Source organism: Paenibacillus sp. cl123 (assembly GCF_900101595.1).
Taxonomy (GTDB): Bacteria; Bacillota; Bacilli; order Paenibacillales; family NBRC-103111; genus Paenibacillus_G.
This window is the reverse complement of record NZ_FMYY01000001.1, coordinates 930756-955452: the sequence shown is the minus strand read 5'-3', so window position 1 is coordinate 955452 and position 24697 is coordinate 930756. Positions and strand designations below refer to the sequence as shown.

Genomic DNA, 24697 nt, shown 5'->3' with positions numbered 1-24697 from the left:
ACAGGAGCATGTAGTGCAAAAGCGTCCTTTGCATCGGTAAGGCACTCTACGAATGTCGTGACAACCCTCACATACAAGAAGCTTAAATCCATTTCGAGGATCTCCACAGCCGCGAAATTTTTGTACCTCTTTTATGACATTAGGCCGAATATGTTTTTTATGTTTATCTACAAAAGCATCCCAGTGCCGATGCTCATCGAAAAATATTTGCTTTAAGATGTTCGAGTCCATACCTTTACCTTAACAGAAATTTAAATAAGGGGTAAGCTTCGCTCACCCCAAAACTTATAAATTCTTATATGTAAAAAAAGACACGGACCCTCGTCCGTGCCTTGAAAAACTACTTCAGATAAAGCTCGATAACCGTATCCCGCTCATCGGGCAGCTTGGCGCCCGCCAGCGTGATGAACGCTCCGCCTTCAATATCGGAGTATTCTTCGGCCATCCAAGGCGTCTCCACCTTCAATTCAGTGCCGTCCCGCAGCAGTCTCGCCTTGGCGATTTTGCCCTTTAAGCCCTCGAAATAAATCGGTCCGATGCCCCGGTCGTACACGTGCGCGTACAGCTTGCCGCCGTTTTGCGTGTAACGGCCCCACTCGGGCTTCGGCATGGACGCGGCGCCGCAGCCGTAGATGCTGTCGCCGTTTAACCGCAGCCATTCGCCAACCTCGTGCAGCACGTCGAGCGTTTCCCGGTTGATCTCCCCTTTGGCGTCAGGGGCGACGTTCAGCAGCAAATTGCCGTTTTTACTGACGCATTCGACCAGCGTGCGGATTACCTGCTGGGCCGACTTGTAGTTTTTGTCGGTGGAATGATAACCCCAGTGATCGTTCAAGGTGATGCAGGCCTCCCAAGGAACAGGCTTGCCGTTCACATCCACGATGCCGCCTGGCGGAATGATCTGCTCCGGGGAGAAAAAGTCTCCGGCGTATACTTCAGGCTCGGCCGCGCGAATATTGCCGCCCAGACGGTTGTCGATAATAATATCCGGCTGGATGGAGCGTATCATCTTCACGAGCTCGGTAGCCTTCCATTTCTCACCCGTCATGTTATCGTAAGAGAAATCGAACCACATGATGTCGATCTTGCCGTAGTTCGTAAGCAGCTCCTTCACCTGGCCGTGCATATACGTCAAGTACCGGTCAAAGTCGATGGGCTTATCCTTCGCCGCTTTATTGTCCCGATCCGGATGAGCCTTGTCTCCGTAGCCCGGATAATCGTCATGATGCCAGTCGATGATGGAATAATAAAATCCGACGGCGATGCCCTCCGCCCGGAAGGCATCGACATATTCGCGGACCAGGTCGCGTCCGGCCGGCGTATTGGTCGCCTTGAAGTCCGTCAGCTTGCTGTCGAACAGGCAGAAGCCGTCATGATGCTTCGTCGTTAGCACAGCGTATTTCTGCCCTGCGGCCTTCGCCGCTTTGGCCCATTCCTTCGGGTTATAGCGGGAGGCGTCGAACTCGTCAAAGTAGACCTTATACTGCTCCCAGCTCATCCGTTCGTTGCCCCGGATCCACTCTCCTCTTGCGGGAACGGCATACAATCCCCAGTGGATGAACATCCCGAAGCGTTCCTGCTGAAACCAGCGGGTACGCTGCTCTCGCTGCTCTCTCGTAGTCATGCGGCCTCTCCTCCGTCTCCGTATGAGTTATCGCTGAACAAGCACGGCTCCGCTTCCGCTACACGGTTTGAAACAAAGCGGCCGCGCCGATCAGCCCTACGTCGTCCTTCAAGCCTGCAGGCACGATTTCATAAGTGCCGCGATACGGCTTCATGACGAGCTGCTCCGTCTGAGCCCGCAAAGCCGGGAACAGCGAATCGCCCGCCTTGCTCACACCGCCGCCGACGACGATGCGGTCGGGATTAAAGGTATGGACGGCGTTCGCCAGCCCCAGCGCCATATAATGAATCGCCCGGTTCACCACTTCCGCAGCGACCGCATCCTTTTGTCTGTACGCCTCGAACACATGCTTCGCCGAGACTGCTTCGTTCTGAGCAGCCGCAAGCTCCGCAATGGCGGAAGTTCTGCCCTGCATAAGCTCTACCGCCGCATCCTTGATGGCGGTGCCGGAAGCGAACACTTCGAGGCAGCCGTTATTGCCGCAGCTGCAAGCCGGTCCGCCCGGCTCGATAATATTATGGCCGAGCTCCCCGGCGAAGGAGGTCGTCCCCAGCAACAGCTTTCCGTCCAGCACGATGCCGGCTCCGATGCCTGTGCTGAACGTCACGTAGACCATATGCTCGGAGCCTTTTCCCGCACCCCGGACATATTCGCCCCAAGCCGCCGCATTCGCATCGTTCACGACCTGCACCGGGACGCCAAGCGCTTCCCCCATCCATTTTTTGAGCGGAACATTCGTCCACTCGGGAAGATTGGTGCCATGGAGCACGATGCCGTCCTTGCTGTTGACCGCACCGGGCGAAGCAAGTCCGACGCCGGACAGCGGATGATCAAGGGATACGGACCGGATCATATCGATCATGCGCTGCACGACTTCCTCCGCCGTGCGGGCATGTGCGGTTTCCATCCGTTCGCGGTTCAGAATCTCGCCCTTCGCATTAAAGAGCGCCGCCGCGATCTTCGTTCCGCCCAGATCTACGCCTACCACATATTGTTCGTTATTATGCAACTGATTCACCTTTTTCAGATCTAGGATGAGTTCGGACTTCTCCCATTCAGCCTCTGTCAGCCGATTGGGAGAAGACGCGCGGATAAAGCCCGCAGCTGCGCGGGATCGATGGGCGCAAGTCCCGAACGTCCCTGCCGCACAGCCGAGCCGAAATGCACCTCGGTCACGCCGGTTTGTTCAATAAAGTCTTCGATGCCTTCCGGCGTCAGGCCGCTGCCGGCCAGAATTCGCAGCGAGCTGCCTCGTGCAGCCTCGACCAGCTTGCGGATCTCCGGCGCCGCTTCGGGCGCCGGCTTCAGTCCGCCGGATGTCAGCACACGGGTAATTTGCGGATAGCGAAGCAGCGTGTTCAGTCCGTCCAGCTGATCCTCCAGCTCGTCGAACGCCCGATGAAACGTGACCTGCAGCCCTTTTGCCCATGGAAGCAGCGCCTCCAGCGCCGCTTCGTCGATCCGGCCCTCAAGCGTCAGAGCTCCGATGACGATTCCGGCCGCTCCCGTCGCGGCGATCGCCTGAATCTCCGCCTTCATCGTCTCCACGTCGTGCCTATCGTACACAAAGGAACGGCTGTGCGGTCTGACCATCACATGAACCGGTATGCGCACCGACCGGACGACTTGCTGAACCAGGCCGATGCCCGGCGTCAGTCCGCCTTCGGTAATGGCGGTGATCAGCTCCAGCCGATTCGCGCCATGCTCCTCGGCCTTCAGCGCATCGTCCATGCACGTGGCGATGACTTCCAATATCATCATGATTCCTCCCGTTCTTTACGCCCGGTGCTTCCGGGCGTAATCCGCCGCATAGTCCGCAAGCAGTCTTGCGCCGTAACCCGTAGCGCCAACTTCCGCATAACCGGCGTCCTGCTTGTACTGCACAGTGCCGGCCATATCGATGTGAACCCAATCCATCGTGTCGGCCACGAAACGACGAATGAACAGCGCAGCGACACTTGCGCCCGCGAGCGTGGATGTGCCGACGTTGCGCAGATCGGCGTAAGGGCTCTTCAGCTCCGACTCGTATTCGTCTATGAGAGGCATCGGCCACAGCCGCTCGCCATTGCGCTCGCCGATCTCGACCAGGCTGCGCGTCATATCCGCATCGCCCCATATGCCGGCGATGGCAAGACCCAGCGCATCCCCGACATTGCCCGTCAGCGTAGCGATGTCGATGGCCTGCGCAGCGCCGAGCTTGGCGGCGTGGAGCAGAGCGTCCGCCAGCACGAGCCGCCCTTCCCCGTCCGTGTTCGCTACCTGAACGGTCAGGCCGTTCGGGTACTTGATAACGGACGAAGGCAACGTGGCGCGGGCATCCGGCAAATTATCCGCGACGGCAATCAGCGCCGTCACGCGTACTTCCGCGCGCTGACGGACGAGAATGTCCATCGCTCCGACGACGGCTGCCGCCCCGCCCATATCCATCCGGGCATCGCTGATGTCCCGGCCTGTCTTCGCGTTCATGCCGCCCATGTCGAAGGTAATGGCTTTGCCGACTAACGCCAGCATAGGCATGTTAGCGTTAGCGTCCGCGTCAGAGCCGCCGCCTTCGTACCGCAGCTCGATAAGCGCAGGTTGATGCTTGCTTCCCGCTCCTACGGTCAGCAAGCCGTTCATGCCGCGGTCGATGAGCTCCTGACCGCGATATATGCGAACATGGACCGGTCTGTCCTGGAACAGCTCCTGCGTCCACGCGACAAACGTATCCGGATTCAACGTATCCGGCGTTTCATTCACCCAATCCCGCGTCAGATTGGTGCCTGCCGCCCGATGAAGCGCCGTCCCGATAATCTGTTCCAGCTGAGCAAGCGACAGCTCCGCCCAATCTTCGGAACGAAGGTTCAAACGAACATCGCCGGTTATTTTCGTTGCGCTCTTATACTTGTCGAACCGGTACAAGCCGAGCAGCCAGCCCTCGATCCAGGCTTGCAGCCACTGGGCAGCGGCCCCGGCGTTCTCTCCAGCGTTTTCTGCCCCCGCCGCCAGCGGGTCTCTCACCAGCGTTCCGCTGCTGCGGCCCTCAGCCAGCAAAGCCCGTCCTGCTGCGCCCGCGGCGCGGCGTACCCGCTCCGGCGTCTCCTGACGCCGCTCGCCTACGGCTGCGGCAAGCACATCCGCTTCGCCCTCCGAGCGGCCGTACAGCCAGGTCATCATGCCCGGCCGCTTGCGCCCTTCGCCAAGCGGATAAGAGAGTGCTTCGCCGGCGTACGCCGGATGGATGAGCACATCCCCGGCTCCGGCTTTATCGATAGTAATGTGCATAGCGATCCCTTCCCGATCTTATTTTGGAGACGCCGCGACCAAACGCTTTTCGCATCTCGGTGTGTCCGGCCTCCCGTTCAGCTCTGCAAACTACGCTTTGTTTCCCATAATTTCTTCGTCGTACAAATGACATGCAACCTGATGGCCGGGCTCCACTTCCCGGAACACCGGCTCCTTCTGCTTGCATACCTCCATACACGCCGGACAACGGGTATGGAACCGGCAGCCGGACGGCGGGTCTACCGGACTCGGCAAATCGCCCTTCAGAATGATGCGCTCTCTCTTCTGGCTCGGATCGGGCACCGGCACCGACGACAGCAGCGCCTGCGTATAGGGGTGAAGCGGACGCTCATATAACGTGTCTTTATCTGCCGTCTCCACCAGCGTCCCCAAGTACATGACGCCGATGCGGTCGCTAATATGCTCCACCACGCTCAGATCGTGGGATATAAACAAGTACGTCAGGCCGTATTCCTCCTGCAGGTCCTGCAGCAGATTCAATACCTGGGACTGAATGGACACGTCCAGAGCCGACACCGGCTCATCCGCCACAATCAAGCTCGGACGAACGGACAACGCCCGCGCGATGCCGATCCGCTGCCGCTGCCCGCCGCTGAACTCGTGCGCGTAACGCTCGGCGTGAAAGCTGCTCAGGCCGACCGTCGCCAGCAGCTCATGCGCCAGCTTATCCCGCTCCTTCGGAGTAAGCTTCGTATGAATAAGCAGCGGCTCGGCCACGAGGTCCTTTACCTTCATCCGCGGATTCAGCGAAGCGTACGGGTCCTGGAACACCATCTGCATATCTTTGCGGATCGGACGCATCTGATTATCGCTGAGGCTGCTGATGTTTTGCCCGTTAAACCATACTTCTCCGCCGTTTGGCTTCAGCAGCCGGGTGACCAGGCGCCCCGTCGTCGACTTGCCGCAGCCGCTTTCGCCGACAAGGCTGAACGTTTCGCCCTTGCGGATGGCGAAGGAAATGCCGTCAACGGCGCGCAAATGCTTGGCCGTGCCGAACCAGCCTTTTTTTACCGTAAACGATTTCTGCAATCCTTTGACTTCGATGAGCGGAGTTTCGTTCATGCGCTTTCTCCTCCTTCCGGTCTATCCGGTTCCGTCAGCCAGCAGCGGCTCTTCCGATCCGCCTGCCCCTCGAGCGGCAGAAGCGCCGGCTCCTGGGCAAGGCACCGCTCCATGACATACGGACAGCGTGGAGCAAACTTGCAGCCCTGCGGCATCGCGCTGAGGTCCGGCACATTGCCCGGGATGGATTCCAGACGGCGAACCTTCTGGCGCAGCTTCGGTACGGATTGAATCAACCCCTTGGTGTACGGATGCTGCGGATTCTCGAACAATTCCTTTACCGGCGCTTCCTCTACGACGCGTCCCGCATACATGACGACGACCCGGTCGCACATCTCCGCTACGACGCCCAGATCATGCGTAATAAGCAGCATGCCCATTTCCTGCTCTTCCTTCAGCCGCTTCATCAGGTCCAGAATTTGCGCCTGAATCGTCACATCGAGCGCGGTCGTCGGTTCATCGGCGATCAGCAGCTTCGGACTGCAGGACATCGCCATCGCGATCATGACGCGCTGTCTCATCCCGCCGGACAGCTGATGCGGATAATCGTCCACCACTTCCTCCGCCCGCGGGATACCGACCAGCCTCAGCGTATGAATCGCATGCTCCCGCGCTTTCTTCCGGCTGTAGCCCATATGAAGCATGATCGGCTCTTCCAGCTGCCGCCCGATGCGCAGCACCGGATTCAGCGAAGTCATCGGCTCCTGGAAAATCATCGCCAGTTCATTGCCGCGATACCGCCGCATATCCTTTTCCTGCAATTGGGTCAGGTCCGTGCCCTCGAAGCGGACGGCGCCGCCTGCGATCCGTCCCGGCGTATCCTTGAGCAGACGCATAATCGACAGGGAGGTCACGCTTTTGCCGCAGCCGGATTCACCGACAAGACCCAGCACTTCGCCTTTATTTATATGAAAGTCAACGCCGGACACCGCCATTACGCTGCCGCCATCGCGTCTGAACTCCGTTTTCAATCCCTGCACTTCAAGCAATTTAGACGTCACGGTGTGGCCCCCCTTTAATTTTTCGTCTTGGGATCAAGAGCATCACGCAGTCCGTCCCCAACCAGGTTAAATGCAAGCACGGTCAAAAAGATCGCCGCGCCCGGAAAATAAACGATGTGCGGAGCGATGCTCAAATAGTCGCGTCCCATGCTGAGCATGGCTCCCCAATCCGGCTCGGTCGGCTTGGCGCCCATACCGAGAAAGCTCAAGGAGGATGCGGCCAAAATCGCGCCGCCGATTTTCATCGTCACATTGACGATAATGCTGGATAACGTTTCAGGAAAAATATGCTTCCATATAATACGCCCGTTTTTGGCGCCCATCGAACGGGCCGCTTCCACGAACAAGGTTTCTTTGGCCGATAACGTCACGCTTCGAATGATCCTTGCAAAAGACGGGGTGCCGAATACGGCTACCGCAATGACGACATTGGACAAGCCCGGCCCCAGAATGGCGACGATCCCGATGGCCAGCAGCAAGTCAGGGAACGAGAACAACACGTCGCTGCTGCGCATAATAAGACGGTCCAGCCAGCCGCCGTAATAGCCGCTGAGCAATCCGAGAATCGTTCCCAGCACGGCCGCGATCAGCACGGCGCTCAAGCTGACGGACAACGTCAATCTTGTTCCGTCAATCAGGCGGCTTAATATATCCCTGCCGTATTCATCCGTTCCTGCCCAATGAGCCGCAGACGGAGAAGACATCAACGCGTCGTAATCCGGCTCGTTCGGGTCAAATGGCGTCAGGAAAGGGCCGAATATAGCCAAAACCACCAGCAGCAGGATGAAAATCCCGGCCGCAAGCGACATTCTTTGTTTGCAAAACTTGCTGAAAAACACCGCAGCGCGGCCTTTGTTCCGCTTGACCGCCAGCGTCTCTCCGGACCCGGAGGAACCGGCCTCTACAGTCGCCGAATTATTGTTCATCAGTATCCCCTCCTAGTTCGACGCATACCGGATTTTCGGATTCAGTACACCGTACAGCATATCGACAATCAGATTAATAAGTATGAATTGGGTGGCAAACAGCAGCAGCAGCGCCTGAATAACCGTATAATCGCGGAAGGCGATGGAGTCCACCAGCAGCCGGCCAAGTCCCGGGATACTGAACACCGTCTCTACCATAACGGAGCCGCCCAGCAGAAATCCGAACTGCAGTCCGGCAACGGTTACGACCTGAATCAAGGAATTGCGCAGCGCATGGCGTCCGACGACGACAAACTCTCTAAGGCCCTTCGCCCGCCCTGTACGGATGTAATCCTCTCTCATCGTCTCCAGCATCGATGACCTGGAGAACCGGGCCAGCATGGACATGATGCCCGCTCCAAGCGTGATGGACGGCAGCACATAAGAGCTCCACGAATCGACTCCGCCTGTCGGAAACCATCCCAGCTGCACCGAGAAAATTTGGATGAGCACCAGACCGAGCCAGAAGCCGGGAACGGAAATACCGGAAATCGCCGTCAGCATCCCGGCATAATCGGGCCAGCGATTGCGGTTTACCGCGGAGATCGTCCCGATCAGCAAGCCGATGATCAGCGCCCAGCCGAGGCTTAGGAACGTAAGAATGATAGTCGGCATAAACCGGCTCTGCAGCATATCGGTTACCGGCATGCCGGAGCGCAGCGAGCTGCCCAAATCACCCTGCAGCAGCTTCCCCATGTAATTGATATATTGCTGCCAAAGCGGCAGATTCAGTCCGAGCTGTTCGCGAATGCCGTTAATCTCTTCCAGTGTGGCATCCTTACCGGCTACCAGCCGCGCCGGATCGCCGGGAATCAAGTGGATGAACATGAACACCACCACCGATACGATAAACAGCAGCGGAATCACGCCAAGAAGTCTTTGCAACGCATATCTTCCCATCGCCGGAGCCTCCCTTCACTTAAATAAGAAAAGAACAAGGGCCGCTCTTAGCAACCTGCATAAGCGGCCCCGTACCTTCATTTCCTGATTGGTTCTGTTACTTCACTTCCGCATTGCGAACGTTAATGGAACCGTCCGGGAACACTTTTACGCCGTCAATATAAGCTCTTTTGCCCGAGATAACTTGATCGACGCCCATAAATGCCCATGGCGCATCTTCCCAGATCGTTTTTTGAATATCGGCATAGATCGCTTTGGCCTGCTTAGGATCAATCGCCTTGTTGGCGTCCGCAATCCATTTGTCGACATTCGCGTTTTTGTAGTAGGCGGTGTTCGAGCCTGCAGGAGGGAACATTTCGCTGCTGAACAAGCCTCTTGTTGCGCCGTCCGCATCACCGGAGGACGGGGACCAGCTCACGTACCACATTTGAATTTTAGCTTCTTCAGGCGTTTTGGCCGAGTTGATTTGCTGCGACAGCGTGCCGCCCTCCATCGACTTCACTTCCAGCTTGATGCCTACAAGAGCCAGCTGCTGCTGAATGAACTGCATGCCTTTCATCGTTTCGGAGTCGTTCTCGCCCCAGATTTCAGCGGAGAATCCATCCTTGTAGCCTGCCTCAGCAAGCAGCTTCTTCGCTTTTTCCACATCATAGTCATAACCTGTTTGCTTGGAGTAATGCTGCGTTTTGGAGGACATCGAAGAGTCAAGCTTCGTGCCCAGACCGGATTTGACTACTTTGATATAAGCTTCTTTATTGATCGCATAGTTGATCGCTTGACGAACCTTCACATCGTCGAACGGCTTTTTCATCGTGTTCAAGGTGACGTAACGAACGATCGTGGAATCGATTCTGTCAATGACAATATCCTTCTGGTTTTGCACTTCAGACACTTGCTCGGTCGGCATCGGATAGATGAAGTCCGCTTCGCCCGTTTTCAGCATGGCGATCCGGGAGCCGTTCTCCGGTACCGGCTTGAAAGTTACGCTGTCGACCTTCGGCAGATCCTTTTGCCAGTAATCGGCGTTTTTCACAACAACGAGACGGTCGCCCTGCACCCACTCCTTGAATTTGAAAGGACCTGTACCGACCGGATTTTTACCGATATTGTCGCCTTGCTCCTTCAATGCTTTCGGGCTGACCATCAGCGCCATAGCCATTTTGTTCAGGAACGCGTTATACGGCTCGCTGAGCGTTATAACGACCGTTTTGGCGTCAGGAGCAGCTACATTTGAAACCTTGGCAAAGCTTTTTCTCAGTCTCAGGTTGCTTTTCTCGTCGCGGATGCGATCCAGGTTCGCCTTGACCGCTTCGGCGTTAAAATCTGTGCCGTCATGGAACTTGATGTTTTCTTTCAATGTAAAGGTGTAGACCAGACCGTCTTCGCTGATGGTATGGGAAGCGGCCAGCATCGGCACGACATTCATATTTTCGTCGAAGCCCATCAGCCCTTCGTACATCGTTCTTGCACCGCTAATCGAATGGGTATCGCCCGTGTTATGAGGGTCCAGCGTAATAAAGTTGGCATTGATCGCCACCACGATATCCTTGTTGTTTTTGGAAACCGCTTTGGTCTCTTCGCCTCTGCCTGCGTTGTCTTTACCGGCGCTTGCGTTGTCCTTGCCTCCACAGCCTGCGGCTACGATGGCGATGATCAGCATAAGCATGAACGTCGACCATGTTCTTTTTGTAACCTTCATTTGGTTCACTCCCCGATATAAATGTGTATTAGAATCTCTCCGAGCCCCCGAATGTGTTGAGCGGAAGTTAGAAAGTTATTCTTGGATGAATCAAGCCTTCAATTCAAATACCGGGCGGCGTTCTCCCACTTCCGTGCCCCCGTCGTTGACGATGGTATTCGGAACAAGCTTATACAGCCTGTCGATCGTCGCCTGATTGTCATATCCGAGGCGCTCCAAGATCGAGGCGATGATGCATGGCCATACCTGCTCGGAGCCGTCGGACACCTTCAGCGAAATGCCGAGGCGCTCTTTTCTCAGACCGATGCCGTATACGCCTTTCGCGCCGCCTTTGGCCGCCAGGTTCCCATCCTTCAGCAGCTCCGAGCATACGAACCTCGTATCCGCGATCGCATCGGGATACTCGTTCATGAGCCGGGCCATCCGGGCCGCGGCATCCCGCGTATCCGCATCCCCGATCAGATCGGGACAAGCCAGCTTCAGGAACGAATAAGCAATTTTGTGCAAAGGAAGCGCGAAGATCGGAAGACCGCAGCCGTCAACGCCTTGCGGAATCGAAGCTTCCGGCACCTCTGCGATGTAAGCAAGCGTCTGCACGATTTCCTTCTGAACCGGATGCTCTGGATCGAAGTACGTATGCTCATCCCAGCCCATGTGCTTGCAAAGCGCGATAAGACCGGTATGCTTGCCCGAGCAGTTATGGAAAATTTTCCGTTTCTCCTCATGCGCCCGGTGCCGCTCCGCTTTGGCGTCTTCATTCAGCGGGTACGTGGCGCAGCAGTGGAGCGCCTGCTCCTCGATGCCGGTCTTGCGCAGCATCGATTCCAGCGCGTCGATGTGAAACGCCTCTCCCCGGTGCGATGCGGCAAACAGCGCCGCTTCATGGCCGGCGAGTCCGTATACCTCGTCTATCCGCCGCTTCATAACCGGAATAGCCTGGAACGGCTTGGCCGCCGACCGCAGGAAGGTCATATGCTCCGGGTCACCGGCCGCATATAAAATCTTGCCATGCTCGTCAACAATGCTGATCGCTCCGTAATGCACATTCTCCAGCACGCCGCCGCGGTATTCTTCCACTAATGGTATAAATCTCATGCTGCTCCCTCCTCCATGTCAATCCATGCCTGTGCGGACGCTACTTCAAGGCAAAAAAACAATTTTGCGACATAAGCCCGGAACCGATCACAACTCCCTGTTCATGCAGCTCCGAACGCAGGATCGTAAAGCTGCCCCGCAGAGGCTCCCACACAAACTTCGAGATGCAGAGCTCTACAACCTCATCGTAAATTTCCGGAAACTTGTCGCCAAGCTCGCCGCTCAGGATGACGCTGTCGGGGTTGTACATGCAGACGACATTATTAATCGTAATGGCCATGTACATGAGCGCTCGCTCGATCAAATAGACCGCCCAGCGTTCCCCTGCGCGTCTCGCCTCGAACAGCTCCTCGATCGAGCGCGTCGGCCGGATTTTGTTGGCCTCCGACAACAGCGAGTTAATATTAATGTAGGTTTGAAGGCAGCCCGCCTTCCCGCAATCGCACATCATGCCGTTCGGATCAATCGTCGTATGCCCGATCTCGCCGGCGCTGTTCGTCTTGCCCCGGTAAATCTCCCCGTCGACAATGATCGCGGAGCCTACCCCGTTGCCGAAGCCCAAAAGCGCGGTCCGGCTCGATCCGATGGCAGCGCCCTTCAAATGCTCGGCGAGCGCTTTCACCTTGAGTTCGTTGTCTATGGCTACATCGTAGCCGGTGATCTCTTTCAGCCGCTCCGCCAGATGGACCTGCTTCCAGCCCAATTGGACGGAAAACACGACGACTCCGCTATCATTATCGACGATCCCGGGGAGACCGATGCCGATGCCGATAATCCGTTCGCAGTCGATGTCATGAGCCTTAGTCAACCGGTCGAGCTCCGCTCCGATACGCTCCAGCGTAACATCGGCGCTTTCATCCGCAGTCCGCGGATACCTTCCGCCTGCTACGACATTTCCCTGTATATCCACAATGCCGATATGGAACTGATGGCGATCCAGCTCGACCCCGACCGAGAGCACAGCAGCATCTACCATCGCGATGAGCGTCGACTTCCTGCCTAAGCCCACGGACACCTGCTCGGATTCCAGCAGGAAGCCCTCTTCCGTCAGCTCCCCCACAATCCGGCTTATCGTCGTCGGACTCATGCCGGTCTGCTTGGCGATGGAAGCACGGGAGATCGGCTGCTGGTTTTTGATAATCTCAAAAACCGTAAGCCGGTTTTGCCGTTTCATAAAATCCTGATCGTGCTTTTTCACTATCCATCTCTCCATTATTTTCACTAATGAATTAATTGCAGGGATTTTCCATGGTATTTCTTTGAAAAACCACATGATTATTAAGGATTTATGTAGTTTTTCGATTTATATTCTCCAGTGATATTAATAATAAAGGATAGAAGGAAAAGATGTCAATATAAATAACACAATTTATCGGGGGAAATGTATTTGCTGAAATGAAAGCGATTCATTGTTCGGCGATGACCAAAAGACTAGAAGGTTCGAGGAATACGTGACATTGATGTTACATACGGCAGGCTTTTCGCCTACAGGCGCGGTTGCGGCTGCTACTCCTACTCCTACTCCTACTCCTACTCCTACTCCTACTCCTACTCCTACTCCTCACTCCTGCTCCTCACTCCTGCTCCCGCTTACAGCGCCCTTGCACCTGCTCCCTCCAACTCCTCCGGACATCTCCCCGCCGAAACGAGAAAGGCCGGACGAATACGGGAAAATATGCTAGAATACAGATACTTTCCGGGCTGCAGAAGAATAAAGCTGCCGGTTAAACAGGCAGCGAGGGAGGTGCGTACGTATGGACGAGCAGCTGACCCGTGTCATCGATCAGGCGTTTAACCGCTCGCTCAGCGACTATCCGGTTTTTTGCCAAACCAAACGCGATTCCGCCATCATGGCGTTTATTCATGCGCATGACGGCTATGAGTTTCACTTTCCGTGCTCGTCGGTCGGCATATGCGTTGTGGACGGGCAGCAGCTTGAATTTGTGCCGGGCATGCTGACGATTATTCGCCCGGGCGCTTATCATTTCATCCGCTCGACCCAGACGGCGGAATATTGGCGGATGATTCTGTCCGTCGACGAGCCGTATCTCGCCGCATTGATGTCGCATGAGCCTGTCATGTCCGGGCTGCTGGAGAGCTGGTTCCCGAGCGAACAGATCAGTGCCGCCCAGCTTCACTTGGCGTCTAAGGACGAGATGGAAGCCGTTCAGCATCTGCTGCGCACGATCGAGCTCGAGCTGGAGCAGCGCCGCCCGCATTTTCAGCTTGTCATCAAGGCAAGACTGCTGGAGCTGTTCGCCAGGCTCGGCCGCCAGACCGGCACCCGTCTGGCCAAACGGACGACGATGACCGCGTCGTATCGGCGGCTGATGACCGAGGTGGCTGACCATATCTCGGCCCGCCATGCCGAGCCGTTATCCATAGATGAGCTGGCTGAGACCTTTCATCTGTCCAAGTCGTACTTGCACAAGCTGTTCAAGCAGCATACCGGCCAGACGCCTCATCAATACCAGATGCTCCAGCGGATCAATCATGCGAAGCTGCGGCTGAGCGAAGGCGACGAGCCGATCACCGATATTTCACTTGAGCTGGGCTTTGGCGAGATGGCGTACTTCAGCCGCTGCTTCAAGGAAGCGACCGGCGTGACGCCGAGTTTTTACCGCAGCAGCATGCGCCGCTCCCCCTCCCCGCCCCATCCGTAAAGTTGTAGAGGATTATCCAACTATCAGGGAATTATGTGCAAGCGCGTTCATTGTCGCTCTGCTAAAGTAGAGTCAATTCCAAATAACCGAGGTGGATGACAATGGATACGAAACCAACCATTATGGTCGACGTGAATGACTTAGGCTTCCTGGACAATACGGAAACCCGGACCGGCACGTTCGTCCGTCCTGTAGATACCGCGCTTATGCTGAGGGACTGCTACTGGATCGAGTTTGAGCTGTCGCGGATGGCGATGGGCTGGGTAACGGCTGCGCCCGACTGGGAATGGAAGGGCGAGCTGGTGCGAATGGGATATTTGCACACCGAGCATATGAAAAAGCTGCGCGAGCGGATCGGCGAGCTGCCGGGCGCGGCGCTGAACGAACGCTCCTGGACGCCGCAGCGGGTTTCGGACGTGTTCCTGGCCGTCTCGACGGCCCCGGCCTTCGCCGAATTCGCGTACGCTTACCGCAGCTTCGTCACGAAGCTGTACGCCCGTTACGCCTGGCTCTCCGACGTCCTTGATCCGATACTCGAGGAGCCGACGCTGGACGCGCTGCGGGTGATCGAGCTGGATCGACAGCTGATGATCGGCTGGGCCGACCCGCATGTCCGCTTCGCTTATGTGGATGATCCCGAGGGGAGGAAGCGCTTCGACAGCTGGCGCAAATACGCCGACCGCATGTGGGACGAATTGGCGTCCGATCAAGAGCATGCGGCGATAGAATGGGCCGAGCGGCTGCAGCATCCTCCGGCCGGGCCGGTTCCCGCTTCCCCGGCTAACGATCCGAAATATCCGCATGTCGATCTCACAAAATACAGAAGCGCCATGTTCGATCCCGCGTCGCCGACCTATGACAGCGTCAAGCATATGATCTTTATCAATGCCAGCGAAATGTCCGCGACCGAAAGCCTAACTTATCTGTATTATGGGGTGCAGAAAATGCCCATGGACTTCTACCATGACGTCGCCCGCCATACCTGGGACGAATCGCGCCACAGCCGGATGGGCGTGCGACGCCTGAAGCAGCTTGGCTACCGGACCGAGGATTTCTCCTGGCATCCGTCCACCGCCTTGACGCCGGACAATCTGGAGCGCACGTTCCCCGAATTTTATTCGACGCTGACGATGGTGATGGAGCCCTGCTCATTTATCAAAAAACGCAAGTCGATCGACGCCTTCAAGCATCACGGCGACGACTTGTCCTCGCTGCAATCCGAATACGACATTGCCGACGAGCGGCTGCATGTCCAGTTCGGCAAAAAATGGGGAGCCAAGCTGTTTGAGCAAATCGAGGACTTTGTGACAGCCCAATCGGTTGCCGACAAAGCGAAGCAGCTGCATCTGCAGAAAATGGGCTATTCCCAGTCGGAAATCGATAGCGTTTTGCGAAGCTTTCCCGAGTTTTGCGGCTTCGCTACGATGGATTTGAAGTACGACGTTTATTAAGAAAAGCTGACCATCGGCCAGCGCTTGAATATCCCCTCGTACGGTTCCCTGCTTTGGGCGCGTGGGGAGGAATGGATATGGGGCTCCATATTCTCCCCCGTGCTTCCTCCGACTTCTCTAGGACCACTCCGGTCTTCCATAACGGTCTTCCATCTAAGCTACAGCTCCGCCCCCGCTGAGCCACTCAAGCACACATCCATATCCATTGACGGACTCTAGGGACTACGCTCTACGACCCTCAGCTTCCCTGAAAGGTTATACGGCCAACACGATTTACCGACGGAAATGCGTTGTTTTTTGCAAGCCAACCGTTCGTTTTTTCATTCACGCCAGGCGCACCTCCTTGTATAGTTAGAGATGAAAGCGCACACATACAGGGAGGCGAATAGAGTATGGGCAAGAAACGAGTATGGGGGACGGGCGCAGCCATGATGCTGTCGCTGGCGCTGGCGGCGGGGTGCAGCAGCGGAAACGCCGGAACTGGCGGGACAACGGCGGCGCCTGCGCCAAGCACGGCGGGCGGAGCAGCAGCGTCGCAGAAAAACGTGGAGCTTCGCGTCTTATGGTGGGGAACGCAGGACAGACATGACATGACGGTCAAGGCGCTTGAACTGTTCGAGAAAAAATACCCGCACATCAAAGTAAAGCCGGAATTTTCCGGATTCGACGGCTACTTCGACAAATTAAACGTGCAGGTCAGCGGAGGCAACGCGCCGGATTTATTTCAGATCACCTACCAGGTGATGAATGACTATGCCTCGCGCGGCGCGCTGCTCGATCTCAATACGCTGAAGCTTAACCTGGCCGACGTGGATGAAGGCACCCGCAAAATCGGCCTCTATCAAGACAAGCTGATGATGCTGCCGGCCGGCGTCAATACATCCGCTTTCGCCATCGACCCGGCGCTCTTCCAGAAAGCCGGCATTACGCTCAAAAACCGCTTCACCTGGAACGAGTTCGCGGCAGCGAGCAAGCAGGTGGCCGAGAAGCTGGGCAAAGGCTCCTACGGAACGCCCGATTATATGAACAACCCGGATATGCTGAATTATTTCATGAGGCAGAAGGGCAAGTCGTTCTTCAACGGCAAAAAGCTCGGCTTCGAGCAGGCCGATCTTGCCGAGTTCTTCACCTACTGGGACGGCCTGCGCAAATCGGGTGCGGCGGCTCCCGCGGAAATTTCGGCCTCGGTTACGAGCGGCGAGCTGGAGAAGCAGCTGATCGTCAGCGGCAAAAGCCCGGTCGTGCTGCTCGGCTCGAACCAGATCGGCAGCATGCAGTCGCTGGCTAACCGCGAGCTGCAGATGATGCTGTGGCCTTCCATGGAAGGCGGCAAGGAAGGGCATTATATTTCGGCAGGCGTCTCCTGGTCCATCTACCAGAAGAGCGCCCATGCGAAAGAAGCGGGCATGCTGCTGGACTTCCTGACGAACGATCTGGAAGCGGCCAAAATTCTCGGCGCCAACCGCGGCGTGCCGATTTCCGCCAAAGTGCGGGAAGCGGTCGGAAGCTCCCTCAGCGCCACGGACAAAAAGCAGTTCGCGTTTATCGACGAGATGGCCAAGGTGGCCACGCCGTTCGATCCGAACCAGCCGCCGGGCGCAGGCGAGGTGCAGAGCCTGCTCGTCAACATTACCCAGCAGGTCCAGTTCGAGAAGAAGGGCATTGCCGAAGCCGCAGCCGAATTTATCACGAAAGCCAATCAGATTCTGCAATCCAAATAAATATCGGTGCATGACGCGATCCCGGGCGGCGGTCTTACCATCCGCCCCCCGCGGATCGCTTTTGTTTCGGAGAGGGTGAGACTTATGGGAAGCAGGGCATTCCGGGCCAATCTCAGCGCCTACCTGTTTTTGGCGCCATGGCTGATCGGGCTGTTTTTATTTATGATCGGGCCGATGCTGGCTTCGTTGTATTTATCGTTTACCCAGTATGATCTGGTGACGGCTCCGCGCTGGATCGGGCTGCAAAACTTCAGCGGGATGTTCGCGGACGAACGTTTCTATCAGGCCGTGCGGGCAACGGCGCTATTCGTCGGCGTAGCCGTACCGCTGAAGCTGTCGGCGGCGCTGGGCGTTGCTCTGCTGCTCAACCGCAACCTGCGGTTTATCGGGCTGTACCGCACCGTATATTACGTCCCGTCGCTCATCGGCGGCAGTGTCGCCGTCGCCGTGATGTGGCGCCAGATTTTTGGCGGAGACGGCTTGTTCAACCGGTTCTTGTCACTGTTCGGCGCGGATGGTATGACCATCTGGATCGCCAGCCCCACGTATGCCATTTATACGATCTGTCTGCTGGCCGTCTGGCAGTTCGGCTCGTCGATGGTCATTTTCCTGGCCGGGCTCAAGCAAATTCCGGAGTACTTGTATGAATCGTCGGCCATTGACGGCGCGGGAAAGCTCCGGCAATTTATTTCCATCACGCTGCCCATGCTGTCTCCCGTGCTGTTTTTCAACCTGGTGATGCAGACGATCGGCGCCTTTCTGATGTTTACTCAGGCGTTTATCGTGACCAAGGGCGGACCGATGGATTCGACGCTGGTATACGCGTTGTTCCTCTACGAACAGGGCTTCTCGTTCCTGAAGATGGGCTACGCCTCGGCCCTGTCCTGGGTGCTGCTGGCAGCCATCGGCTTATGCACGCTGCTGTTTTTCGCCACTTCGCGGTATTGGGTTTATTACGAGACAGGCGGTGATCGCGCATGATCCGCAAGCAGGCCTCCCGGTTTCGCCAAGCTTTGCTTCACCTGCTGCTGCTGGCATTTGGAGTCGCCATGGTCTACCCGGTGCTTTGGATGCTGCTCAGCTCATTTAAGGACGATTCCCATATTTTCTCCTCGTCGTCGCTGCTGCCCGAGGTATGGTCGCTTGCCAATTATGCCTCCGGCTGGCATGGCGTTCCGAAGATCGGATTCGGCACATTTTTTATAAACTCGTTTATAGTGGCTGGCGCGGTCGTCGTTGGAAATGTCCTATCGGCCTCGCTCACCGGCTTCGCCATCGGCCGCTTGGAGTTTAAGCTGAAAAACCTCTGGTTCTCGATCATGCTGGTGACCATGATGCTGCCCGCCCAGATTATTCTTATTCCGCAATATTTGCTGTTCAATGAGATGGGCTGGGTGAATACGTATTTGCCGCTCATCGTGCCGCATTTTTTCGGCGCCGCTCCCTTCTTTATTTTTCTGATGGTGCAATTTATCCGCGGTCTGCCCAAGGAATTGGATGAGTCGGCCCGTATCGACGGCTGCGGCGTCTTTCAGACGTTCTGGCGGATCATCATGCCGCTGTGCGTCCCTGCCCTGATTACGACAGCCATTTTCAGCTTCATCTGGACTTGGGACGATTTCTTCACACAGCTGGTCTATATCAACGACCCGATTAAATTTACCGTGCCGCTTGGCTTGAGGCTGTTTTTGGACGGAGGGGGCACCAGCCAGTGGGGCGCCATGTTTGCCATGTCGGTGCTGTCGCTCGTTCCGAGCTTTATCGTTTTTCTGCTCGCGCAAAAGCATTTTGTACAGGGGATTGCCACAACCGGCATGAAAAATTGACTCACGGACAAGGAGGAAACGCTGCGTGCCGCCACTAAGCAAGTCTGTTCTGAAGGAAGCCATGACCAGGGTGATCCGCGGAATGCACAGACTGGAAATTTCAGTGAACGAGGATACGCCGGCCAGCATTATTTCCATGGACGTATGGGATTGGTCGCAGGGGGTTGGCTTGTTCTCGCTTTACCGATATTATGAAGAGACAGGCGATTCGAACATGCTGTTTTATTTGAACGACTGGTTCAGGACACGCGTCCAAGAAGGGCTGCCGGAACGCAATATCAATACGATGTGCCCGCTGCTGACGCTCAGCTTTCTGTATGAGCGGACCGGCGACGAAGAGGCGCTGCGCCTGTGCTCGGAGTGGGTGGACTACGCCGTGCGGAAGCTGCCGCGCACGCCCGAGGGCGGAATCGCCCACACGGCTGCCGATAGCCCCAACGAAGGCGAGCTGTGGGACGATACGCTGTATATGACAGTACTGCTGATCGGACGCATGGGGATGCTGCTGAAGCGCGACGATTATGTGCAGGAGAGCATCCGGCAGTTTCTCGTTCATTTGAAATATTTGACTGACGTCCGTACCGGACTTTTTTTTCACGGGTGGAGCTTCAAGGAACGGCATCATTTTGCCCATGCGTTATGGGGGCGCGGCAATGCCTGGTACACGGCAGGTCTTGTCGATTACCTCGACATGGTGCAGCTGCCGGAGGGCGTCCGTCAATTTCTGCTGACTTCCCTTGGCCGGCAAATAGACGCTTTGGCCGAGCTTCAGGCGGAAAGCGGCCTTTGGCACACGCTGCTGGACGACCCGTCCTCCTACGAGGAGACTTCGGCTTCCGCCGGCTTTGCCTACGGGATTCTGAAAGCCGTGCGCATGGGCTACACCGATCCCTCCCGGCGGGATATCGGCCTGAGGGCGCTTGAAGCGGTGATCGGCCAAATTGACGACGGCGGCGCGGTGCATGGGGTTTCCTACGGCACGCGGATGGGAAGAACGCAGCAATTTTACAAAGATATTCCGCAATGCCCTATGCCGTACGGCCAATCCATGACGCTGCTCTTGCTGGTCGAGAGCTTGATGCATGCCGACTAACAACAGGAGGTGGACGCATGAGAGGACAATGGCGAATCCGGCCGATATTGCTGCTAAGCTTTATCTCGCTGACTTGGCTGCTCCTGCTGTTCACCTGCCTCATCTTCTATTGGAACGTTTCCAAAACGGTCATCGGCCAGATCGTGGATAACCGGCTTGAGCTGATCGACCAGACGCACGGCCAAATTAGCTCGCGCTTCCGCGATGTGGAAGAAATTGCGCTGGTCATCTCCTCCAATCCGAAGCTGATCGACGCCTTCGGCGACAGCAGCGGCGATCTGTACAGCCTGATCCAGACCCGCCGCGAGGTTGTCAACAATCTGGTCAACCCCTTCCTCTACTCCAAGCCTTATTTATCCAGCGTCCGGCTGTTTAACGACCGGTTCAAGGACCTGCCGCAATCCGCTCAAGACCGCGTCTATCCGCTCTCGGCTATCGAATGGGACCAGGAGCCGCTCTCCCGCTCCGACTCGGTCTGGATCGGCTCGCATCCCGATCCGGTCGCCGCTTATCAGACCAAGCAGGTCATCTCCTATGTGCGCAAAATATTCAACAGCCAGGGACGCGTCGTCGGTCTCGTCGAGATGAATGTCGAGGAACAGTCCCTCTCCCAGCTTCTCCGGGGCGAGCGCAAGATGTATGACGGCATCCTGCTCATCGCCGACGGCGGGGGGCGTATCATGTCCCAGCTGACGCCTTATGCGGAAGGTAAAAGCGCCGAGGCCTTAAGCGGCTCGGGATGGCTCGGGGATGTCGGTGGCGTGCAGCAGGACGGCTACCGTTCGATACGGATTGGCGGCCAGAACTATCTGGTGCTCTTCTCCTACCCGGATAAATCGCAGTGGCGGCTGATCGAGCTGATCCCGACGGAGCGCATCTACGGTCCGGTCAAGCAGATCCGCAACGCGGTGCTGGCCATCGGGATTGCGGGGCTGCTGCTGACCTTCGTCATCGCCTACTATTTATCCGGCCGGATGACCCGGCAAATTCCCGAGCTTCTCGGCGCTTTTCGCCGCGTGCAGGTCGGCAAGCTGGACACGAAAATTTCCGAGTCGCATGCCATATTCGAATACCGCCAGATTGCCCTGGCGTTTAACCGGATGATCGATGAGCTGAATACGGTGATCGACAGTCGCGAGCGGGAGCAGCGGGCGGCCCAGCAGGCCGAATACCGCGCGCTGGAAAATCAGATCAATCCGCATTTTCTGTACAATACGCTGGACATGATCAACTGGATGGCCGCCGCCAAAGGAGCCAAGGAAGCAAGCCTGATGTCGGCCAAGCTGGGCAGGCTGTTCCGGCTGAGCCTCAGCCGCGGCAAATCGCTGATCACCATGGCCGAGGAAATGGAGCATGCCGCGATCTATGCGCAAATTCAGCAGGCGCGGTTTAAGGAATCATTTCTGTACGAGGAGCGCATGACGCCTGAGGCGGCCCAGCTTTATGTGCCCAAACTGATCATTCAGCCGCTCGTCGAGAATGCGATCGTGCACGGCTTCCGCAATCCGACGGGCGAACGAATCTTTTGCATTACCGTGAGCGCTTATTTGGCCGGTCCGGACCATAGCGAGCTGCGGATCGTGGTCGAGGATAACGGCGATGGCGTAGCGGAGTCGGAGACGGAGAGCCGGCCGGGCGGCACGGATGGCGCGGCACACATGCGGCAGACGGAGGGCGGCCATGGGATGGATAACGTGCGCAAGCGAATCCGGCTTTACTACGGGGAGGCATACGGCGTAGCGCTCAGCAACCGCCCCGAAGGAGGAGCGCGTGCGGAGATCCGGCTCCCGGCAGCTTCGCATCCGCCGGAACCGAAACAGGAGGAGCGGCTATGAGAGTATTGATCGTCGATGACGAAAACCACATTACGGACGGACTCGCGCAGTTGGTCGACTGGGGGCGGCTCGGCGTTACCGCTGTAGACACGGCCGCCAACGGCGCTCAGGCGCTAAGCCGCTACGAGGCGAGCAAGCCCGATCTGATCGTGACGGATATTACGATGCCCGTCATGAACGGGCTGGCGTTCCTGGAGCGGGTGCGGCAGACGGACCCGGACACGCCCGCGATTATTTTGAGCGGGTACGATGAATTCGAATACGCCAAAAAAGCGCTCCACCTGCGCGTGCTGCACTATGTGATGAAGCCTATCGTTCTGCCCGAAATCGAGCAGATTTTGTCCGAGGTGATCCAGAAGCAGTGCCAGGAAGCGAAGCGGAAGCAATATACGGAGGAATTTAACCGTATGGTGCAAAGCCAGCTGCCCGCTCTGCGCGAGCAGTTCCTGTACAAGATGGTGGCGACGGGACTGCGCCCCCGGGATATTTCCAGAGAGCAGCTGAAGTTCTACGAGCTGCCGGAAGAGATTGTAGCGGGAGCGCTGCTGCTGACCATCGGACTGTACCGCACGACGGAGCGGCATTATGAGTCGGAGCGGGACTGGCAGCTGTTCAAATTTTCCGCGATGAATATCGTGCAGGAAACGCTGACGAGCGAGCCCTCCCTCTCCGCTTATCCGCTGCAGTATATGGAAGATCGGCTGCCGATTCTGGTGTGCGGATGCGCTGCGTCCGAAACCAAGGAACAGGCCCTTCGCCTCGCCACTCTGCTGCTCGACCGGATCGCCCGCTTTATCGGCGTCGAGGCCAATGCCGGAATCGGCAGATGGTATGGGGAATCGGATAAATACGGGCTATCCTTCAAGGAGTCGGCCCATATGCTGCGGCTTGGCGAGCATGAGGGGTATCAGCTGACGCTATGCGCCGGAGAAGAGCAGATGTCAGGAGGCGAGCAGACGCATTCCAATGAGCTGCTGCGGCTGCTGACGGAGGCGCTTGCGCGCGGCGATGAGACGGAATCGCTGCGGCTGTGGACGGATATCGAGCGGCGGCTGGAGGCGGACCGTCCGGGTCTGAGGCTGATGCAGACGGCGTCCATCTCCATGATCAGCCACCTGCTCCTCGGATTATCCGAGCGGGGCGCGCAGCTGCCGGAAGGAGATGCGCTGCAGTCGTTTCGCGTCTTCCAGGATATTCAAACCGCCAGGTCGCGCGAAGACGTCCGGCGGATTATCGGCGACTTTGTGCGCACGAAGCTGATTGAGCAGCGCGCGGGCGGGCGCGAGCAGGCGAGCGATTACACGGCTATGGTGAAAAACAAGGTGGAAGCCGGCTACAGCCAGCCGCTTTCTTTTGCGCAAATAGCCGCCGAGCTGCATCTGTCCCGCAACTATCTGGGTTATGTGTTCAAACGGGAAACCGGCGTCAGCTTTATTCAATACTTGACCCAATACCGCATCGAGCGCGCCAAGGAGCTGATGCGCACGAAGCGGTATTTGATCTCGGAGGTGGCGGAGAAGGTAGGTTTTATCGATGCGGCCTACTTCAGCCGGGTTTTCCGCGGCGCTACCGGCAAAAGTCCGCTGGAATTTGTATCGGAGCTGTCCTCTCCTTCTGGGGCAAGGGCCCCGTGATGGCTTCGCGGCTCAAGCGCGCGGGAACGGTAGCGGAGCGGCGATTCGCCGGTAAACTGCTTGAACTGCTTGCTGAAAAAGTAAATATCCGAATACCCGAGCGTGTCTGCGATCTGCGACACGTTCAAGGTGCTTTCCGCCAGCAGATGACACGCCCTCTCCACCCGCGCTCGCGCGATGAACGTTTTGAGAGACAGCCCGGTGTGCCGCTTGAACAGCTCGTTCAAATACCGCGGCGACAGCCCCGCCTGCGCGGCTAGCTCCTCGTGGCGCGGAGGCGCGGCGGCATATTCCTTGATGAGCCGCATGGTGCGGCGGATGACGGGCAGATGCCTGTCCGGGCGGTCTTGTTCGGCAGACGCCGCCCGGGCCAGCATGCACAGCATCGCCCGCAGCAAAGCGGCGAACTCGGCATCGTCCAGAGCCTGCGCAGCGGCGGATATGCCGGGCTGCGGATCATCCAGCGTCAGCAGCCGGCTGAGCAGCGTTTCCGCCCAGGCCGTGTCGGTCAGCTGGACACAAGGCGGCAAGCCTTGAAGCTCATCCGCGATGCCGTTGAAATGCAGGAAGATGACGGTCAGCCTCCGGCTGTCGTCCTGGGCTGCGGCGATCCGGTCGCCTGGACGAAACAGAAAGCAGCAGCCGGCATAAGCCGGATACTTGCTGCCGTTCAGGATCACCTCGCCTTCACCGGATACGACATACCAGAGATCGTAATCGGTCAGCGGCTGCGGCTTCCAGTTCCAGCCCTTCTCGCAGCGGGCTTTGCCGGATTGCCGGCTGCCGTGAAGCGAGTCCCGGGGCGTTGCGTTCATGTTATCCCCTCCTTGATTTTAGCATTTT

Annotated in this window: 21 protein-coding genes; 8 read left to right on the top strand and 13 right to left on the bottom strand. The window is 57.2% G+C overall.

Annotated features, from left to right (window positions below; genetic code table 11):
• From BLR08_RS04090 to BLR08_RS04035, 12 genes are all read right to left on the bottom strand, one after another.
• Nucleotides 1-231: transposase zinc-binding domain-containing protein (locus tag BLR08_RS04090; protein WP_176835403.1), on the bottom strand; the 231-nt coding region annotated here is incomplete at its 3' end.
• Between the two features lie 109 nt (nt 232-340).
• Nucleotides 341-1624, bottom strand: coding sequence for an alpha-L-fucosidase (locus BLR08_RS04085; protein ID WP_072328346.1), 1284 nt, complete (start codon nt 1622-1624; stop codon nt 341-343).
• A 58-nt stretch (nt 1625-1682) separates the two neighbouring features.
• Nucleotides 1683-2633 carry an ROK family protein gene (locus BLR08_RS04080; RefSeq protein ID WP_072328345.1) on the bottom strand — a complete coding sequence of 317 codons (951 nt, stop codon included), beginning with the start codon at nt 2631-2633 and terminating at the stop codon, nt 1683-1685.
• A gap of 56 nt (nt 2634-2689) precedes the next feature.
• Nucleotides 2690-3382: a copper homeostasis protein CutC gene (locus BLR08_RS04075; RefSeq protein WP_072328344.1), complete on the bottom strand. Its 693-nt coding sequence runs from the start codon at nt 3380-3382 to the stop codon at nt 2690-2692.
• A gap of 18 nt (nt 3383-3400) precedes the next feature.
• Entirely contained in the window at nt 3401-4888 is a 1488-nt protein-coding gene (locus BLR08_RS04070) for a M17 family metallopeptidase (protein ID WP_072328343.1), read from the bottom strand.
• A gap of 90 nt (nt 4889-4978) precedes the next feature.
• The gene (locus BLR08_RS04065) at nt 4979-5971 is read right to left on the bottom strand and encodes an ABC transporter ATP-binding protein (protein WP_072328342.1); all 993 of its coding nucleotides are present in this window, start codon (nt 5969-5971) and stop codon (nt 4979-4981) included.
• Nucleotides 5968-6972, bottom strand: a complete 1005-nt coding sequence (locus BLR08_RS04060) for an ABC transporter ATP-binding protein (protein WP_072328341.1) — start codon at nt 6970-6972, stop codon at nt 5968-5970. The genes BLR08_RS04065 and BLR08_RS04060 overlap by 4 nt, the downstream gene beginning before the upstream one ends.
• A gap of 14 nt (nt 6973-6986) precedes the next feature.
• Nucleotides 6987-7898 carry an ABC transporter permease gene (locus BLR08_RS04055; protein WP_072328340.1) on the bottom strand — a complete coding sequence of 304 codons (912 nt, stop codon included), beginning with the start codon at nt 7896-7898 and terminating at the stop codon, nt 6987-6989.
• Between the two features lie 12 nt (nt 7899-7910).
• Entirely contained in the window at nt 7911-8837 is a 927-nt protein-coding gene (locus tag BLR08_RS04050; RefSeq protein WP_072328339.1) for an ABC transporter permease subunit, read from the bottom strand.
• Nucleotides 8838-8934: 97 nt separating this feature from the next.
• Nucleotides 8935-10536 (bottom strand): glutathione ABC transporter substrate-binding protein, encoded by a 1602-nt coding sequence (locus tag BLR08_RS04045; RefSeq protein ID WP_072328338.1) that lies wholly within the window; start codon nt 10534-10536, stop codon nt 8935-8937.
• Between the two features lie 90 nt (nt 10537-10626).
• Nucleotides 10627-11631: an asparaginase gene (locus BLR08_RS04040; RefSeq protein ID WP_072328337.1), complete on the bottom strand. Its 1005-nt coding sequence runs from the start codon at nt 11629-11631 to the stop codon at nt 10627-10629.
• A gap of 40 nt (nt 11632-11671) precedes the next feature.
• Nucleotides 11672-12829 carry an ROK family transcriptional regulator gene (locus BLR08_RS04035; RefSeq protein WP_072328336.1) on the bottom strand — a complete coding sequence of 386 codons (1158 nt, stop codon included), beginning with the start codon at nt 12827-12829 and terminating at the stop codon, nt 11672-11674.
• A gap of 556 nt (nt 12830-13385) precedes the next feature.
• On the opposite strand from BLR08_RS04035, the gene BLR08_RS04030 reads away from it, so the two are divergent.
• From BLR08_RS04030 to BLR08_RS03995, 8 genes are all read left to right on the top strand, one after another.
• On the top strand, nt 13386-14294 hold the full coding sequence (locus BLR08_RS04030) for an AraC family transcriptional regulator (protein ID WP_072328334.1): 909 nt from the start codon (nt 13386-13388) through the stop codon (nt 14292-14294).
• A 101-nt stretch (nt 14295-14395) separates the two neighbouring features.
• Nucleotides 14396-15745 carry a DUF455 family protein gene (locus BLR08_RS04025; protein WP_072328333.1) on the top strand — a complete coding sequence of 450 codons (1350 nt, stop codon included), beginning with the start codon at nt 14396-14398 and terminating at the stop codon, nt 15743-15745.
• Nucleotides 15746-16137: 392 nt separating this feature from the next.
• On the top strand, nt 16138-17466 hold the full coding sequence (locus BLR08_RS04020; RefSeq protein WP_072328332.1) for an ABC transporter substrate-binding protein: 1329 nt from the start codon (nt 16138-16140) through the stop codon (nt 17464-17466).
• Between the two features lie 84 nt (nt 17467-17550).
• Nucleotides 17551-18447 carry a carbohydrate ABC transporter permease gene (locus tag BLR08_RS04015; protein WP_072328331.1) on the top strand — a complete coding sequence of 299 codons (897 nt, stop codon included), beginning with the start codon at nt 17551-17553 and terminating at the stop codon, nt 18445-18447.
• Nucleotides 18444-19292 carry a carbohydrate ABC transporter permease gene (locus BLR08_RS04010; RefSeq protein WP_072328330.1) on the top strand — a complete coding sequence of 283 codons (849 nt, stop codon included), beginning with the start codon at nt 18444-18446 and terminating at the stop codon, nt 19290-19292. The genes BLR08_RS04015 and BLR08_RS04010 overlap by 4 nt, the downstream gene beginning before the upstream one ends.
• A 25-nt stretch (nt 19293-19317) precedes the next feature.
• Nucleotides 19318-20385 carry a beta-galactosidase BglB gene (locus tag BLR08_RS04005; RefSeq protein WP_256257410.1) on the top strand — a complete coding sequence of 356 codons (1068 nt, stop codon included), beginning with the start codon at nt 19318-19320 and terminating at the stop codon, nt 20383-20385.
• 17 nt (nt 20386-20402) lie between these two features.
• Nucleotides 20403-22220 (top strand): cache domain-containing sensor histidine kinase, encoded by a 1818-nt coding sequence (locus tag BLR08_RS04000; protein ID WP_072328329.1) that lies wholly within the window; start codon nt 20403-20405, stop codon nt 22218-22220.
• A complete protein-coding gene (locus BLR08_RS03995; protein ID WP_072328328.1) occupies nt 22217-23854 on the top strand; it encodes a response regulator transcription factor in 1638 nt (545 codons plus the stop codon). Before BLR08_RS04000 ends, BLR08_RS03995 begins: the two co-directional genes overlap by 4 nt.
• On the opposite strand, the gene BLR08_RS03990 is transcribed toward BLR08_RS03995, so the two are convergent.
• Nucleotides 23761-24669, bottom strand: a complete 909-nt coding sequence (locus BLR08_RS03990; protein ID WP_072328327.1) for an AraC family transcriptional regulator — start codon at nt 24667-24669, stop codon at nt 23761-23763. The genes BLR08_RS03995 and BLR08_RS03990 overlap by 94 nt on opposite strands.
• Nucleotides 24670-24697: the final 28 nt, after the last annotated feature.

Bases quoted from the DNA above. Each gene is read 5' to 3' on its own strand.
- BLR08_RS04085 (WP_072328346.1), bottom strand. From the start codon at position 1,624: ATGACTACGAGAGAGCAGCGAGAGCAGCGTACCCGCTGGTTTCAGCAG.
- BLR08_RS04075 (WP_072328344.1), bottom strand. From the start codon at position 3,382: ATGATATTGGAAGTCATCGCCACGTGCATGGACGATGCGCTGAAGGCC.
- BLR08_RS04070 (WP_072328343.1), bottom strand. From the start codon at position 4,888: ATGCACATTACTATCGATAAAGCCGGAGCCGGGGATGTGCTCATCCAT.
- BLR08_RS04065 (WP_072328342.1), bottom strand. From the start codon at position 5,971: ATGAACGAAACTCCGCTCATCGAAGTCAAAGGATTGCAGAAATCGTTT.
- BLR08_RS04055 (WP_072328340.1), bottom strand. From the start codon at position 7,898: ATGAACAATAATTCGGCGACTGTAGAGGCCGGTTCCTCCGGGTCCGGA.
- BLR08_RS04050 (WP_072328339.1), bottom strand. From the start codon at position 8,837: ATGGGAAGATATGCGTTGCAAAGACTTCTTGGCGTGATTCCGCTGCTG.
- BLR08_RS04045 (WP_072328338.1), bottom strand. From the start codon at position 10,536: ATGAAGGTTACAAAAAGAACATGGTCGACGTTCATGCTTATGCTGATC.
- BLR08_RS04040 (WP_072328337.1), bottom strand. From the start codon at position 11,631: ATGAGATTTATACCATTAGTGGAAGAATACCGCGGCGGCGTGCTGGAG.
- BLR08_RS04030 (WP_072328334.1), top strand. From the start codon at position 13,386: ATGGACGAGCAGCTGACCCGTGTCATCGATCAGGCGTTTAACCGCTCG.
- BLR08_RS04025 (WP_072328333.1), top strand. From the start codon at position 14,396: ATGGATACGAAACCAACCATTATGGTCGACGTGAATGACTTAGGCTTC.
- BLR08_RS04020 (WP_072328332.1), top strand. From the start codon at position 16,138: ATGGGCAAGAAACGAGTATGGGGGACGGGCGCAGCCATGATGCTGTCG.
- BLR08_RS04015 (WP_072328331.1), top strand. From the start codon at position 17,551: ATGGGAAGCAGGGCATTCCGGGCCAATCTCAGCGCCTACCTGTTTTTG.
- BLR08_RS04010 (WP_072328330.1), top strand. From the start codon at position 18,444: ATGATCCGCAAGCAGGCCTCCCGGTTTCGCCAAGCTTTGCTTCACCTG.
- BLR08_RS04000 (WP_072328329.1), top strand. From the start codon at position 20,403: ATGAGAGGACAATGGCGAATCCGGCCGATATTGCTGCTAAGCTTTATC.
- BLR08_RS03995 (WP_072328328.1), top strand. From the start codon at position 22,217: ATGAGAGTATTGATCGTCGATGACGAAAACCACATTACGGACGGACTC.
- BLR08_RS03990 (WP_072328327.1), bottom strand. From the start codon at position 24,669: ATGAACGCAACGCCCCGGGACTCGCTTCACGGCAGCCGGCAATCCGGC.